This is a genomic window from Flectobacillus sp. BAB-3569, assembly GCF_002270355.1.
Classification (GTDB): Bacteria; Bacteroidota; Bacteroidia; order Cytophagales; family Spirosomataceae; genus Flectobacillus; species Flectobacillus roseus.
Window position 1 is genome coordinate 1 of record NZ_NJFZ01000019.1, and the last position, 16,183, is coordinate 16,183.

Annotated in this window: 10 protein-coding genes; 6 read left to right on the top strand and 4 right to left on the bottom strand. The window is 38.6% G+C overall.

Going from position 1 to position 16,183, the window contains the following annotated elements; translation table 11 throughout:
* Both BWI92_RS17555 and BWI92_RS17560 read right to left on the bottom strand, forming a co-directional pair.
* Positions 1-1,170, bottom strand: a 1,170-nt coding sequence (locus BWI92_RS17555) for a transposase (protein ID WP_095164886.1), incomplete at its 3' end; no start/stop codon positions are given.
* A gap of 52 nt (positions 1,171-1,222) precedes the next feature.
* On the bottom strand, positions 1,223-1,663 hold the full coding sequence (locus BWI92_RS17560; protein ID WP_095164888.1) for a RagB/SusD family nutrient uptake outer membrane protein: 441 nt from the start codon (positions 1,661-1,663) through the stop codon (positions 1,223-1,225).
* A gap of 485 nt (positions 1,664-2,148) precedes the next feature.
* Between BWI92_RS17560 and BWI92_RS17565 the strand changes: the two genes are divergently transcribed.
* The 5 genes from BWI92_RS17565 (at position 2,149) to BWI92_RS17585 (ending at position 7,826) form a co-directional block, all read left to right on the top strand.
* Positions 2,149-3,123, top strand: coding sequence for a pectinesterase family protein (locus tag BWI92_RS17565; RefSeq protein WP_095165163.1), 975 nt, complete (start codon positions 2,149-2,151; stop codon positions 3,121-3,123).
* A gap of 124 nt (positions 3,124-3,247) precedes the next feature.
* Positions 3,248-4,891, top strand: a complete 1,644-nt coding sequence (locus BWI92_RS17570) for a glycoside hydrolase 43 family protein (RefSeq protein WP_095165172.1) — start codon at positions 3,248-3,250, stop codon at positions 4,889-4,891.
* A 232-nt stretch (positions 4,892-5,123) separates the two neighbouring features.
* Complete coding sequence (locus BWI92_RS17575; protein ID WP_095164890.1) at positions 5,124-5,708, top strand: Crp/Fnr family transcriptional regulator; 585 nt, start codon at positions 5,124-5,126, stop codon at positions 5,706-5,708.
* A 469-nt stretch (positions 5,709-6,177) separates the two neighbouring features.
* A complete protein-coding gene (locus BWI92_RS17580; RefSeq protein WP_095164891.1) occupies positions 6,178-7,113 on the top strand; it encodes a ring-cleaving dioxygenase in 936 nt (311 codons plus the stop codon).
* An 80-nt stretch (positions 7,114-7,193) separates the two neighbouring features.
* Positions 7,194-7,826, top strand: a complete 633-nt coding sequence (locus tag BWI92_RS17585; protein ID WP_095164893.1) for an alpha/beta hydrolase — start codon at positions 7,194-7,196, stop codon at positions 7,824-7,826.
* An 85-nt stretch (positions 7,827-7,911) separates the two neighbouring features.
* Here BWI92_RS17585 and BWI92_RS17590 read toward each other — a convergent pair whose 3' ends face one another.
* Positions 7,912-11,289, bottom strand: coding sequence for a glycosyl hydrolase (locus BWI92_RS17590; protein ID WP_217903439.1), 3,378 nt, complete (start codon positions 11,287-11,289; stop codon positions 7,912-7,914).
* A gap of 81 nt (positions 11,290-11,370) precedes the next feature.
* Positions 11,371-13,782 (bottom strand): beta-galactosidase GalB, encoded by a 2,412-nt coding sequence (gene galB, locus BWI92_RS17595; protein WP_095164897.1) that lies wholly within the window; start codon positions 13,780-13,782, stop codon positions 11,371-11,373.
* Positions 13,783-14,466: 684 nt separating this feature from the next.
* Between galB and BWI92_RS17600 the strand changes: the two genes are divergently transcribed.
* A complete protein-coding gene (locus BWI92_RS17600) occupies positions 14,467-16,104 on the top strand; it encodes a polysaccharide lyase (RefSeq protein ID WP_176464470.1) in 1,638 nt (545 codons plus the stop codon).
* The last annotated feature ends 79 nt before the right edge of the window (positions 16,105-16,183 follow it).

Genomic DNA, 16,183 nt, shown 5'->3' on the forward strand with positions numbered 1-16,183 from the left:
TTGTTCTCTAAGTGGACAATCCTTGCAATCTGATTCACTACTTCGATWAGTACGTTTGGTATAGCCTTTGCTGTCTGTCTTTTCACCTTTGTAGGTTAGTATTGCTTGTTTGCCACCCTCTTGCGTACATTGGTAATAGTTTGCCTCTTTATGGTAGGTAAAGCCTGTTCGTTGAGGTTTGTACTGCCCAAAGTTGGGTATCCATGCGTTGATGCCTTTAGCATCCAAATATGCTAAAGCTTCGCCACTGCTATAACCTCCATCAGCTAATATCTCTCCCAATTCAATATCATGTTCTGATAAATTCCCTTCTGTTAGTTCCAGAATTTGGGCTAAACATTGACTATCTCGTTTGTCTGCAAAATCAGCGCATGCACCAGTGATTACATGATGAGCATCGTCGACTGCTATTTGTCCAAAATAGTTTAACTGACGAGCTTTTCCTGGTTTTACGCTAATGCGTGCATCTGTATCGGTAGGTGAATAATGGGTATGGTTTGACACATATTTGGGACGAATCAAATTCCCATTCTCATCCAACTTCTCACTGTTATTATTAGCAGGCATGTCTTTGTATGCAGTTCGTTTCCAGTTGTGATGACGTTCAACTAGCTTTTTGCGTGTGCTTGTCACCTTAAACTCGCTTTGTTGCTCTAGTTCATCAACAAAAGCGCTGGCATCTTCCAATATCTCTTTTTCAACCAGACTGTCCATACTGGCATTGGCTTTAATAAAAACGCTATCAATCGCCTGACGTTTGCCTCGGACCATGCCTTTGTCGACACACAGCTTCAATACCATTTGAAACAACTCCAAAAATACTCCTTCGCCATACAACTGGCGTGTACGGCTAATAGTACTATGCCAAGGAAGAACTTCGTCCAAATCATATTGGAGAAACAGCCGAATGTCCAAACAATTTGAACAGTATTCCATCAGACGTCTATCGGAAGGAATATTATTCAAATACCCCACTAACAATATCTTGAAAAACACGACAGGGTCAATGGACTCCTGACCTTCAGTTCCATAATAAGGTGCTGTTCGGGCATACAGAAAGTGTAAATCAAGTGCTTTTTCGAGTTTTCGATAGAAGTTATCGGCACTTACCAAGCTATCCAGACTGACTTGGTAATACATTTTTGGCTGGAGATTTTTGCGTCCTTGCATATCTTTAAAATACACATTTTGGGGCAATTTTCCAAGGTAAAATTAAAGGTTCTCAACAAGATGGAAGTCTATGACTATTTCTATATATTTGAGTTGTGCAACAGGCACCTAGGTTTTGTAAAAACTCACTTTTGTTTTGCAGTACATCTATTTCTACACGAGGAATAGGGCGTAAAGTATGGTACGCTTTGATGTTTGGTGAGGCAAAAGGATTATATTTAGTCGCACGTTCAATGAGTTTGCCTGTACGTTTTAAATCAAACCAACGAAGTTGTTCGCCTACAAACTCTCTAGCTCTTTCGTCAAGAATAAAATCTAAAGTCATATCACTTGCTTTGACTTGCATAGCGGATGTTTGTCCAGGAAGTGCCGCTCTTGAGCGAACTACATTGACATAACTGGCATCCTTTGCCAGGTGCATCAAATAGCCTTTCAAAGGCTTTTCTATCTCCTTTGATGACCTTTTGCCAAAGCTGCAAGTATGTGGATTCATCGAGCATGAATATAAAATTAGAATTAGAAAGGTACAATATTAACTTAGATTTATCTTAAAAGTAAGGCAATTTAAAAATATACTTAGAGAAAAACATACATTTTTGATAAAAATTAAACCGATTGCATTTTAAATACACTCGTCTGATCTTTTGGCAACGTTGCCGGTAACGATTGCGTAAAAAAATCAAAAACAATATTTGTGTGCACCGAACTTATGTCTCAATTTCGAACCGTAAACCTATTTATAATTACAAAAAAACTTGTAATTCTTCCATAGCATTTTCTATTTCTCCGAAAAAAATAGAGGTACAAACTAGGTTAATCTGTATTCCTCAAAATTCTACTTAATCAGATGATTATGTGTGGGTTATTTATAGCCTGTTCAAAGAATAAAATATCATTTCTAGCTAGTTGAGATGGAATTATGCATTTAATATTTTCCTAAAAAATGAAAAAAAGTCTCATTTCAATGTTTCTGTTTTTTTGAGTTTATCGGTGGTGATAGCTCAAAAAACAACAACTTATCCGACCAAATTTACGGTTGCTTTAGATGGTTCGGGCGACTTTAAAAGTATCCAAGAGGCAATTATGGCTTTTCGGGACCATTCCCAGCAAAGGGTAATACTATTTATCAAAAATGGTACTTATCACGAAAAGGTAACTATTCCAGCAAATAAGCCCAATTTACATCTTGTAGGCGAAAGTCGTGAGGGCGTAGTGATTACAAACGGAGATTATTCGGGCAAAAACTACCCCAACGGGCAAAAGGATGCTGTGGGCAAAACGCAGTTTAGCACCTATAATTCGTACACGCTTTTGGTGGATGCGCCTGATATTGTACTCGAAAATCTGACCATTGTTAATAGTGCAGGTCGTGTGGGACAAGCAGTGGCTTTGCATGTGGAAGGAGATAGATTTGTTTGTAAAAATTGTACTCTTTTGGGAAATCAAGACACGCTTTATGCTGCCAGAGAAGGTACTCGTCAATTTTATGTCAATTGTCAAATTGAAGGAACTACGGATTATCTGTTTGGTAAAGCGATTGTTGTTTTTCAATCATGTACGCTAAAAAGTCTATCTGATTCTTATATCACCGCGGCAGCAACGCCTGATTATCAGCCTTTTGGCTTTGTCTTTTTTGATTGTAAACTCACTGCTGACTCTACAGCGAAAAAAGTATTTCTGGGTCGTCCGTGGCGTCCAGCTTGTAAAACAGTTTTCATTCGTACCGAAATAGGTAGTCATATTTTGCCTATTGGTTGGAATAATTGGGGTAATCCAGCAAATGAAAAAACAGTACTTTATGCCGAATATCAATCTACAGGCGAAGGCGCAAACCCTAGTAAAAGAGTCGCTTGGAGTCGTCAGTTAAGTAAGAAAGAACTACGAATTTATACATTAGAAAATATTTTTGGTACAAAAGAACCAATCAAAAATTGGTGGAACAGAGAGGAGTGACGAGTTTGGAGTGGTGAATGCGGAGTGTTTAATCGAATATATTCAAAATCGTATGTTGTTAAATAAAGGCAATCACTTATTCATGACACTTAAGACTTTACATTTTTCTCATAATAAGATATTTATGAAATCATTTGGTAAATTTTTAGCCCTTTCTTTAATAGGGTTTTCATTAAGTACACAGGCACAAAATATATCGACAGTATCCAAAGTATGGGTTTCTGACTTGGGAAATGGACAATACAAAAATCCTGTGATTGATGCTGATTATTCTGACCCTGATGCTTGTCGTGTGGGTAGTGATTTCTATATGATTGCTTCCAGTTTCGATGCTGTTCCGGGCTTGCCTATTTTGCATTCAAAGGACTTAGTCAACTGGTCTATCATTGGTCATGCGCTGAAGCGTCAGCCTCCCTTCGAACATTTTTCAAAAACTCAACATGGCAATGGCGTTTGGGCTCCTGCGATTCGATATCATGCTGGTGAATTTTGGATTTATTATCCTGATCCTGATTTTGGGATTTATTTGACCAAAGCTAAAAACCCTACTGGTCCTTGGTCTGAGCCTATTTTGGTAGAAGAAGGCAAAGGTCTTATAGACCCTTGTCCGTTTTGGGATACTGACGGACAGGCATATTTGGTTCATGGTTGGGCAGGTAGTCGTTCAGGAATTAAAAGTGTGCTGACTATCAAGAAAATGAATGCTGAAGGTACTAAAGTTACCGATGAGGGTAAAATAGTATTTGACGGTCATGAAACCGACCCGACAGTGGAAGGCCCCAAGTTTTATAAGCGAAATGGTTACTACTATATTTTTGCTCCTGCTGGTGGAGTTTCTACGGGTTGGCAATTGGTGCTTCGTTCCAAAAATGTATATGGTCCATACGAAAGAAAGGTGGTCATGAATCAAGGGAATAGCCCTGTCAATGGACCACATCAAGGAGCTTGGGTAGACACGCCAACGGGAGAAGATTGGTTTTTGCATTTCCAAGACAAGGACGTATATGGTCGTGTGGTACACCTTCAGCCTATGAAATGGGTAAAAGATTGGCCAGTAATAGGTAATGACCCCGATGGTGATGGTATCGGCGAGCCTGTTATGACGTATCGAAAACCTAATGTGGGCAAAACGTATCCAATCGTCACCCCAGCCGAATCGGATGAATTTGAGGGTAATACACTTGGTTTACAATGGCAATGGCAGGCAAATCCTAAAGGCATTTGGCATAGTTTGACAAACAAAGGAAGTCTACGATTGTACTCGCAGAAAGTCCCTGATAATGCTAAAAATAACTGGGAAGTACCCAATATTTTATTACAAAAATTCCCAACTGAGAAATTTACGGCTACAACTAAACTGGTATTTACTCCCAATCAAAAGCTTGAGAATGAGAAGGTAGGGTTAATTATTTTAGGAAAAAGCTATGCTCATATTGGTCTCAAAAGTAAGGGTAAAGAAGGAGTCTTTTTGATTTATGGCGAATCTCAAAAGGCATCTGAAGGCAAGCCAGAAATTGAAACTGTCGTAGAAACCCCTATTCCAGCTAATACGCCAGTGTATTTGAGAGTTAAGGTTTTGGATAAAGCCCGTTGTCAATTTAGCTACAGTCTTGATGGACAAACTTTTAAAAATATGGGAGAGCCTTTCCAAGCGGTCGTAGGACATTGGATTGGCGCCAAAATTGGTTTGTTTTGTACCAGAACCACCCAAATCAACGACTCAGGATATGCTGATGTAGATTGGTTTAGAATAGAGGCTTTACCTTAATGACTATTCAAACTTTGAAACAAGGCACAAAGGAGCAAAGGCACAAAGTGTAGAAGATTCTATCTCCATAATTTTTCCCTTTGTGCCTATAAAACTTGTGCCTTTGTCCCTCTCTAAAAACTACGCAACGAAGAAAACTTTATACCCCCTTTTTTTATAGCAAAACCTTTTAGGATGTATTTTTGTGCAGTATTTGACTTATCTCTTCAAGCCATATTGATCCAAAACTTTCATGAAAGACATTTTTAAAGAATATTTACAAAAGTATATCTCCATTACTAATGAACAATTTGAGCAACTTTCTTCAGAGTTGACTGTTAAGCATATCAAGAAAAATACCGTTCTTATCGAGCAAGACACTATTGATGACTCTACATTTTTTGTTTGTCATGGCTTGATTCGCGCTTATACTATCGACCATCAAGGAAAGGAACACGCGATATTTTTTGCCCCAGAACATTGGTGGGTCAACGATAAAAATAGCTTTTACTTTTGTGAACCTTCCTTGTTTTATGTAGAAACTTTAGAGGATACAGATTTGGTACAGATTTCTCGTAAATTCTATGATAAAGCTGCCCTTTTGATTCCTGAATTTGCTCCTTGGCAAACTAAAATTTTGCATAACTCTATCAGATTTATGCAAAAACGTATCAATTTGCTATTGGCAGCTCAAGCCGAAACTCGCTATTTGGATTTTATCAAAATGTACCCTAACCTCGTTCATCGTATTCCACAAACAATGATTGCGTCTTATTTAGGCATCACCCCTGAATCTCTTAGTCGAGTTAGAAAAGTATTGGTAACGAAGGGGATTTGAAAATTTGGTGATTTGAAAATTTGAAAATGAGCTTTTACTAGTTCAAGATTTAATCTTGGACTTATTTTTTACACAGTTTATAAACTGAAAAAAAACTAGTCCGAGACAAAGTCTCGAACTAGTAATCTTGGGCTTTTTTATAAAAATAAAATTGGTGTAGGGGCAACCCTTGCGGTTGCCATATTGAGTGGGACAACCGCAAGGGTTGCCCCTACCTAATAGATAAAACTGTTACTAGTTTAAGACAAAGTCTCGAACCAGTAATGTATTTACATTGCCTCTATAACTCAAACATTGAGGGCAACCTATTTTAGGCAAGGACAAAGGACAACTCCAAACTCATCACTTCAAACTCAAAACTCATAAGATTCTCCTCTTCACTCATTACTTATCATACATCAATGCACAGCCCTGAATGAGCTAGTAATTTTGAATCATCAAACAACAATTACTAAACGACTTATTCATTATGGAATCATACATCAAAGGCATGCACCATGTAACAGCTATCGCAGGTGATGCAAAACGCAATCTTCATTTTTATACAGAAGTATTAGGATTACGTCTTATCAAAAAGACTGTCAACTTTGATGACCCTCATACTTACCATTTTTACTTTGCCAATGCCAACGCAGATTTAGGCTCAGTATTAACATTTTTTCCTTGGGGAGATCGTGTAAAAAGAGGTCTTAAAGGAGCAGGTATGGCAACAGAAGTAAGCTATTCTGTACCAAAAGGTAGTTTAGATTTTTGGGTAAAAAGATTGGATGACAACAATGTATTTTACAGTAAACCTTCATTAAAATTTGGCGAAAGATATATTGCTTTCCTTGATCCAGATGGTTTAAAAGTCGAATTGATTGAGACTGATATTCCTCAAGATACTTTGCCAGAAGTGTATGGCGTAAAACCTGAATATGCGCTCAACAGCATTTATGCAGTAACGCTTACGCTCAACAACATAGCACCAACAGCGTCTATATTGACAGATGTTTTTGGGTATGAGTTGGAGAAAAAAGAAGGTAATCGCACTCGCTATACCATGACAAAAGATGGCTTGACGTCTAAAGTTGATTTGGTTGAATTGCCAAACGAATCGAGAGGTATTGTGGCAGGAGGTATCATTCACCATGTTGCTTTTAGAGTAAGTAACGATGGTGATTTAATGAAAATGCGTGAGAAAATCGTAGCCTTGGGCTTGAATATCACTGAGCAAATCGACCGTCAATATTTCCATTCTTTGTATTTCAGAGAACCAGGAGGTGTTTTATTCGAAATTGCAACGGATAACCCAGGTTTTGACATCGACGAAGATGAATCTGAATTAGGACAACATTTGATGTTGCCTTCAAGATACGAAGGACAACGTGAGCGTATCGAAAAAGCTTTGCCAGTATTAGCGTAAGGATTTGGACTATGGGCTTTTGAGTAAAGGGTTTTGCAGAAAAGCCCATAGTTTATTCTAACATTTAAACACGATTTATCATGGACTTTCAACCATTGAAATATATACTTGAGTTGTCAAAAAATCCTAATGCTCCTGTGCTTGTCCTCTTGCACGGAACAGGTGGCGACGAACAAGATTTGATACCTTTGGCAAAAGATATAACCAAAGATTTTCATTTATTAAGTTTAAGAGGAAATGTAAACGAAGGCGGTATGCCACGTTTTTTCAGAAGAGTCAGAATGGGAGTTTTTGATGAAAAAGATTTGGCTTTTCGTACCGATGAAATGAAGGCTTTTATTGAAAAAGTTTTGCAAGAAAATCACTTAGAAAACGCCAAAATTGTCGCTTTAGGCTATTCAAACGGAGCCAATATTGCTGGAGCAACCCTTTTAAAATATCCAGATTTTTTTGATGGAGCGATATTGTTTAGACCTATGTTGCCTTTTCAAGAACCAGTATTAACCGAAAAAGCACAGCAAGTTCCGGTGTTCTTTTCGAATGGCAAACATGACCCAACCGTTCCGCCAAAAGATACTTCAACGTATTTGGAAATCTTAAAAGAACAAGGATTTGAGGTGGAACATCATGCTTTGCCAACTAGCCATAATTTGACTTACAATGATGTGGAATTGGCTAAGGTATGGTTGGAAAGATATTTTCCTATCAACTAAGAACCAAAATTTTAGGCGTTGCATTGCAACGCCTAAATCTAACTATCCCCAAATTAATTAATGAATCTTTGTCTCTTCCAATTTTTTACTTTTCTGATAAAATCTCAACAGGTCCCAAAAGCCCCGCTTTTTCTAAGGGGCGTCCTTCTAATCGAAACGGCGCTGTGGTAAAAGTTACACGCTGATTTTGTGGTAAATGATTATCACCAATCAAACGGTTATGCCACGTATTACTTACCTCAATTTCGACTGTATTTTTCCCCTTCACCAACGCTTTCGATATATCAACTCTAAATGGTGCTGTCCAGGCAACTCCACAATCTTTTCCGTTGAGTCTTACCAACGCAATATTGGCGACCTCACCTAAATCTAACCAAATTGCTGAAGAATTGTTTCCATTCCAGTCAAAGCTTTTGGTATAAGTGGCTGTTCCTGAGTAGTATTTAATCAAAGTATCTGTATCTGCACTCCAATCCGTTAAAAAATTGAATATCTGTGCAGAACTTGGCCCTCCTTTTTCTTTTTCAAAATTCACCTGCCACGAACCCTCAAAACTTTGTATTTTTTGTAAATCCCCAACAGATTTATTACTTGTCAATGCTTTTTTGCTACCGATAATAAAAATTGAACCATTGGGAGGTAGACTAATACTTAAGGAACTTATTCCATTTTGCTTTTTCGCTTCCAAGGTATTCCAAGTATCTGTCACAGGATTATAGCTTTGAAGATATGGCATTTCCATGCGCAAGTGATAGGTTAATGTTCGAGCTGTATTCTGCTGATTGGCAAGGAAATAGATTTCTTTCTGAGCCTCTTTACGGTGCGTCCAAGCAATATCTGTCGCATATTTTCCTGAGGATTCTAACACCTCTACATCTCGCTTGATGCCTAATGCTTGTAAATTTTCAGGAATTATGGGTGAAAAAATAACTTTCCCTTTTCCTACATTTTTTACTTGAAAACCATTAACTCCTTGAAAATCACCACCCCAAATTTGTTCGATTAATGCAGGCAAATTGGGAGCATTACTTTTACTAAAACTAACTTCTGGTCTTTCGCTGATTACTACATTTGCGCCTGCTCGAATGAGTTGAAGTAATTTTTGTAAACTTGTTTCCGAAGTAGCATTAGTATTCGGACTCAATTTTAAAGCTCTTGGCAAAACCAATAAAGCATAGCTATTCCCGTCAGCAAAACTCACTTTTCCATTGATTACTTTGGCACTTTTTAAAGCATCTGGACTAAACGAATCGTAGGCATAACCTCGAAGCGGATTGACCCATTGGTCGGCATCTGCCATGTTGGCTGAGTTACCAACTCCCGCTGGCATCTGACGCATAGGTTGACCTTCGTTTGCTAAACGCTTTTGTTCTTGAGCGACTTTTTCCGAACCGAATAAACCAGTCAACGTACCAACCAATCTATCAGGCAATACCGAGCGTCTTGGTAAATCGTCGCCAGAAAATACGGCTATATCTGCCACAGGCTTGCCTTGTTGTAATAATTCCTGACAACGAGTGGCATAATCTACCCAAGCTTTTGCAGGTTTCCACCATGTTTGATTTCGTTGAAAATACAATCCCACACCGTCTAAAGTCATCCCCGGTTGTTTGTTAATCCAAGGATTATGAGTAAAAACATGATAGACTAACTTGTTGATTCCAAGTGCATAATTTCTATCTTGAAGTGTTTTTAACATGGCAGGATGTTCGTTCCACGCCATGCGGACTGTCGTAAAACCTTCTGCTTGAATGATATTTTTCCCGTAAATATGAGCTGCCGAAATAGCATCCAACATGTCGTTGGGCTTATCGTGGGTGGGGCTATTCAACCAAAATTCGCCCATTGCAATATCCACTAATTTATAGTGAGCCAGACCGTCGCTCATCATGGTCGGCGCAATACTTTCAGCCGTGAAAATCAAGCCTTTTTCGGTAGTGATTTTGCGTAAGGTTCCATAAAATTTTTCCAAAACCAAATCCACAATCGTTTGACGAATGTCAAATAAAACTTGCTCGGATACACGACGACTTTGCACGGGAGTTCCAGTATAAACCAACAAATAAGGCATTAAAGAATAGCCACGACGTTTTGAAAATTCTGGTGCAAAATTCTTTGACCAATTTTGACTACCACATTCCCAACTATCTACGTGGAAATATCGTAAAACTTCCTTGCTCAACACTGGTCCAATTTGCTTTTGAGCTTCTCCAAACCAGTTATCAAACTGAACTTTTACAGCTTCTTCACTAAACTTATCACATTCTAGTCCCTTTCCCGCCCCAGCAGTTGCATTGGTATGTCCCGTAGAAGTATGTCCAATTCTTACAATCGTCCAAAGTCCTTTGGGAGCGTTCCAATTGATAACTCCATTTTTATCGACAAATTTGGTAATATCTACAATTTTGTTACTCGAAATACACAGATTATCAGTTAATTGCTCAGGAGAACTTTGTTTGCTCATTCTCCAAATTTCACCTGTTTTACTTTCATATTGATGAATCTTTGGAGCAGCAAAAAGTTGGAGTTCCAACAGCTTTAATGATGGTTTCCATTTGGCCGCATCCAAATCTTCTGCGCCAGGTTCTGAGCCATTTTTATCATAAACAAAACGAAAATATTTCGCAGTAGTGGTCGGAATAGCATGCGTTACATCCGAGTCCGTATCTTGCCAACCATGACGAGGTGGCTCTAGTTGGGTAACTTTTCTAAAATTGATACCATCATTACTCACCTCAACAACCAAACGATGCGCCTGATACGTATTGCCTCCTGTTCGAATATAGATTGAACGACAAGTAAAAGGCTTGTCAAACGCATATTGAAACCATGCTTTTGTATCAGTTTTAAAACTCTCTTTATTGCCAAACTTGATTAATTGCTGTCCAGAATTACTAGGTAAACTACTTGTAATTGAAGGTTTTATAGACAAAGTAGAAAGCGTATCTTCCGCCAAACGTGGATACGCTAATACGGCAATTTCTTCATAATAGTTTTCCTTAGTAGGAGGTAATGGCAATTTTTGTTGAATCGCTTTTCCACCTAACACATGTACCGAAGCAGATACTACTTTTTGCATAGACTGCTCAGGACGAATCCACGGACCACCTGCCAAAGCGAATCCATCGCTCACGTGCATGCCCATCTGCAAACCTAATCTTTTGGCTTCGGACATCGAAAAACGAACCATTTCCCACCACTCAGGTGTGAGCTGTTGTATCGCAGGTGTATATACAGCTGGATTCGCAGGACCTTTGATGGGCATGAGATAGGCTCCGCCAATACCAACTTCCTTCATCGCTTCGAGGTCGGCGGTTATACCAGCTTTCGAAACGCCACCTTGCATCCAATACCAAAATACCCATGGTTTGGCATTCTGTGAAGGAATAACTTGATAAGAGCTTTGTGCTGTAGTTTTGAAAAAAACAAAACCTAATACTATCAGAATAAGCCTTTTAAACATATATTTTTTGATGATAATCTAAAAGTTAGTGGGCAAAATTGAATTCGTTTTACCCGCTTTAAGCCTAATGTCTAAAGCATTTTATTTGGTAACAATCTCAATTTCAGAAGATTCCAAACCTTCCGCACTTGCCTTAAGTGAAATTTTTCCAGCTTGCTTTGTGGATTGAAGAATAGCTAAACATTTGCCATGATACGCACTACGATAAGGAGCTTTAAATGACTCAAGACTTGCTTGGTAGCCATTGTCTACACCTACCAAATTTCCTTTTCCTTCTACCGAAAATTGTACTAAATAATTGGTATCTGGTACGATATTTCCTTTTTCATCAGTGATTTCCACAGTTACAAAAGATAAATCTAGTCCGTCTGCTGAAATAGCTTTTCGGTCAGCTATTAAGCGAATTTTTTGTGCTTTTCCAGCGGTGAAAACTTCTTTTGACAAAACCTCTTTTCCAGCTTTTCTAGAAATAACTTTCAACGAACCTTCCTCGAATGGCACTTTCCAAGATACATGAAGTTCATCTTTACCTTTTTTGCGGATTCCTTGCGATTTATTGTTTACAAATAACTCAACCTCATCGGCTTGGTTGTAATACGCCCACACCTCTACCGATTGCCCTGCCTTCCAATTCCAATGAGGTAAAAGATGAAGCACAGGCTTTTGTGTCCATTCGCTTTGATACATATAATACACATCCTTCGGAAATCCCGCCAAATCGATAATACCGAAGTATGAACTACGAGCTGGATAGCTGTAAGGATGTGGTTCGCCAAGATAATCAAAGCCTGTCCACACATATAGCCCAGCCACATGTGGCGCATTTTTGACAGCCTTCCAAGATTCTTCGTGTGTGGTGCCCCAATAGGCTGCCACGTTATCGTAGGCAGGTGCTGTCCAGTCGGCATTACCTTCCACTAAGGGGCTTTTACTATCTTTTGGCCAAAGTTGAATACCTGCTTTTGGCATATCGTATTGTCCTCTGGTTTCTAATGCCGATGCCGTTTCGGTAGCGATGATACTGTGGTTCGGAAAGCGTTTCGGAAATTCCGAATAGGCTTCATGTTTATAATTAAAACCAAGAACATCCAAAGCTCCTGATTGGAAAATATGGTTCTTATCTGGTTCATTTTCAGTTAGTGCCGAAGTGATAGGTCTGGTGGTATCAAATTTTTTAACAATTCCTGCTAGTTCTTTGGCGTAGGTTCTGCCAGTGCTATCAAATTGTTCACGAATTTCGTTGCCAATACTCCATACAAAAATCGAAGGGTGATTGCGGTCACGTTTAACCATGGCTTCCAAGTCACGAGCATGCCATTCTTCAAAATATTGTCCGTAGTCTTTTTTAGATTTCTTCTTTTTCCACATATCAAAAGCCTCATCCATGACAATAAAACCCATTTTGTCACATAAATCTAATAGTTCAGGAGCAGGAGGATTATGAGACATACGGATACCATTACAGCCCATAGCTTTTAGAATTTCAAGTTGTCGCTCCATCGCACGCACATTGACCGCCGCACCCAAAGCACCTAAATCATGATGCTGGCAAACGCCCAGTATTTTGGTAGGAACGCCATTTAAGTAAAATCCTGTAGCTGGATCAAACTTAAATGTTCGTATTCCTAAAGGACTAAGCTGGGTGTCAACCACTTGATTTTTTTGAAGAATCTCTGTTTTAACTTGGTATAAATAAGGCTTATCGAGCGTCCAAAGTTGTGGTTGTTGTAAGGTAAGATTTTGGGTAAAATTTTGTAAGGAATCCTTTGACAGAGAAACTCTTTCTTGTTTAGAAAGCAGTATTTTCCCCGAATTGTCTATGATACTCTGACGAATCTCCAATGCTGATTGCTGATTTGTCGAGTTACGGAGCGTCGTTTGTACCTTTATATCTGCAACATTTTCCCTCACATTGGGCGTACTAACAAAAACACCTTGATAATCAATCGCTATTGGCGAGGTAATGACCAATCTTACATTTCTGTAAATACCTGACCCCGAATACCAACGCGTATTAGATTGTTCGCTATTATCCACCTTTACGGCTATGATATTATTTTTAGGCAGTAAAAAAGGAGTTAGTTCGTAACGAAAAGAATTATAGCCAAAGGGTCTTTTTCCTAGAAAATGCCCATTAATCCACACTTGGCTATTTCTGTAAATGCCATCAAATTCTATATAAACTTTTCGGTCTTTGGCAGTTTGTGGAAGATTAAAAGTTTTGCGATACCAACCAATACCCGTCGGTAGTGCTCCCCCTTGGTTGGTAGTCAGATGGTTAGCACCAAACGGACCTTCGATACTCCAATCATGCGGTAGTGAGAGCACTCGCCATGCTTGGTCATTGAAACTAGGACTTTGTGCTTCTTTTATATCGGCATGAACAAATTTCCAATTATCATTAAAGTTAGAGATGGTTCGACCTGTATTTTGGGAAAAACACTGAGCATAGAGGCTAAATACGCAAAAGCAAATGGATATTATTTTATACATGTCAGTCAATTTGCTGAATTAAAATGGGGATTCCTTATAGGATATTACTATCCAATACAAAGGTATTGGCATATATCGCCATTTTTATGTACCATTTTTCCAAACTTTTGTACCATTTTATCTGGGTATATATCTACAAATACCAAGGTTTCGTTTGCTATTTTTAAGATAGGAGCAATTGCATATTTTTATAGGTTTTTATCTTAGGATATAAATTTCACTCTTTACGATAAGTTCCTTATTGTATAGGTCGAACACAAAGAAATCGAACTAAAAGCGTATTACATTGCCGATTTATTCACAGATTTTTCTTAAAATCCATAGAAATATATTTTCATTAGAAATCCTTTAAATGAATCTATGAGGGTCTGTAGGGTAGTAGTCACTGTCAAAATGATACAATAGAAAATTAACTATAGCGTAGGAAGGGTCTAAAATATTGTGTAAACATAGGTTTAAATCAACATAAATATTCTCAAAATAGTACAAAGACAAAATCCTATAATTTATTGAGAAAATTGTATATCATGACCCAAGGGAATCCTTGTAATTTTGACTCATCAAGTAGTGTTTTATTTAGTTGGAGAAGGACTAAAGAAAGACTAGAGGTTTTGAAACGTAATTATTTGTATAGATATAACTGACAAAACCTTTCAACTATAAGCAATAATTAAAAACTGATACATGAAAAAACTGCTGTTAAACGCACTAATTGCGCTAGGTCTTGTGGTATTACAACAAGAAGTATCGAAGGCTCAATACCCATCGATTCCTGACGATATCAAGAAAGAAAGTGATGAGTTGATGAAAGAGACAACACGTTTGTCTGATATTGCTTGGCAAAAAGCATTGCCTATTATTCAGAAAGAAGCTAAAGCAGGAAAACCTTATATTCCTTGGGCAGCTCGTCCAATTGATTTGCCACAAGCTGATATTCCTGCTTTTCCAGGTGCTGAGGGTGGTGGTGCATATTCATTTGGCGGTCGTGGTGGTAAAGTATATGTGGTGACAAGTCTTGAAGATGACGGAGTTGGTTCATTGCGTTGGGCTTGCGAACAAGGTGGTGCCAGAATGGTTGTTTTCAACGTTTCGGGGATCATTCGTTTGAAAAGACCTTTGATTATTCGTGCACCATACATCACAATTGCAGGTCAAACAGCCCCTGGAGATGGCGTTTGTGTAGCAGGTGAGTCGGTTTGGATTAATACCCACGACGTGGTGATTCGTTATATGCGTTTCCGTCGTGGCGAAACCAACGTAGGTCGTCGTGATGACTCTATCGGAGGTAACCCGATTGGTAATATTATGATTGACCACGTATCAGCAAGTTGGGGCTTGGACGAAAATATGTCGATGTACCGTCACATGTACAATGATAGCACAGGTAAAATTGAAGATAAATTGCCTACGGTAAATATCACAATCCAAAACTCGATTTTCTCAGAAGCTTTAGATACTTGGAACCATGCTTTTGGTAGTACGCTTGGTGGCGAAAACTGTACCTTCATGCGTAACCTTTGGGCAGACAATGCAGGACGTAACCCTTCAATTGGTTGGTTTGGTATTTTCAATTTTGTTAACAACGTAGTATTCAACTGGGTACATCGTTCGATTGATGGGGGTGATTATCGTGCTATGTACAATATTATCAACAACTACTTTAAGCCAGGCCCTGAAACTCCTAAAAATACCTCTATCGGACATCGTATCTTAAAACCAGAGTCGGGTAGAAGTAAATTAAAATATCTTACGTTTGGTCGTGCTTACGTAGATGGAAACATCATGGAAGGCAATGAGCGAGTAACCAAAAATAACTGGGATGGCGGGGTACAGGTTGAAGATTTGCCAAATGCAGGTAAATACACCGATTCTATTCGTTGGAATAAACCTTTACCAATGCCAAAATTGACAATTTTGCCAACCAAAACAGCTCATGATTATGTTTTGGCCAATGCAGGTGCGACGCTTCCAAAACGTGACGCTGTAGATGCACGAGTAATCGAGCAGGTAAGAACAGGTAAAATTACCATTACACCAAACGTAAAATTACCAGAAACGCAATTTAAACACCGTCGTTTGCCAATTGATTCTTACAAAAACGGTATCATCACAGACATTAGTCAAGTTGGTGGTTATCCAGAATACAAGGGTACTCCTTACAAAGATTCAGACAATGATGGTATGCCAGACGCTTGGGAAATCAAAAATGGTTTGAATCCTAAAGATGCCAACGACGCCAGCAAAGACCGCAATAAAGACGGTTACACCAATATCGAAGAGTATTTGAACAGTGTTGTGAGCGTGAAAAATGTGAAACCGTAGTTTTTTAATGGTGAGTTGTGAATGATGAATTGTGAATTATTGCAATTCATCATTCATCGGAAATACTTAAATCCTCATT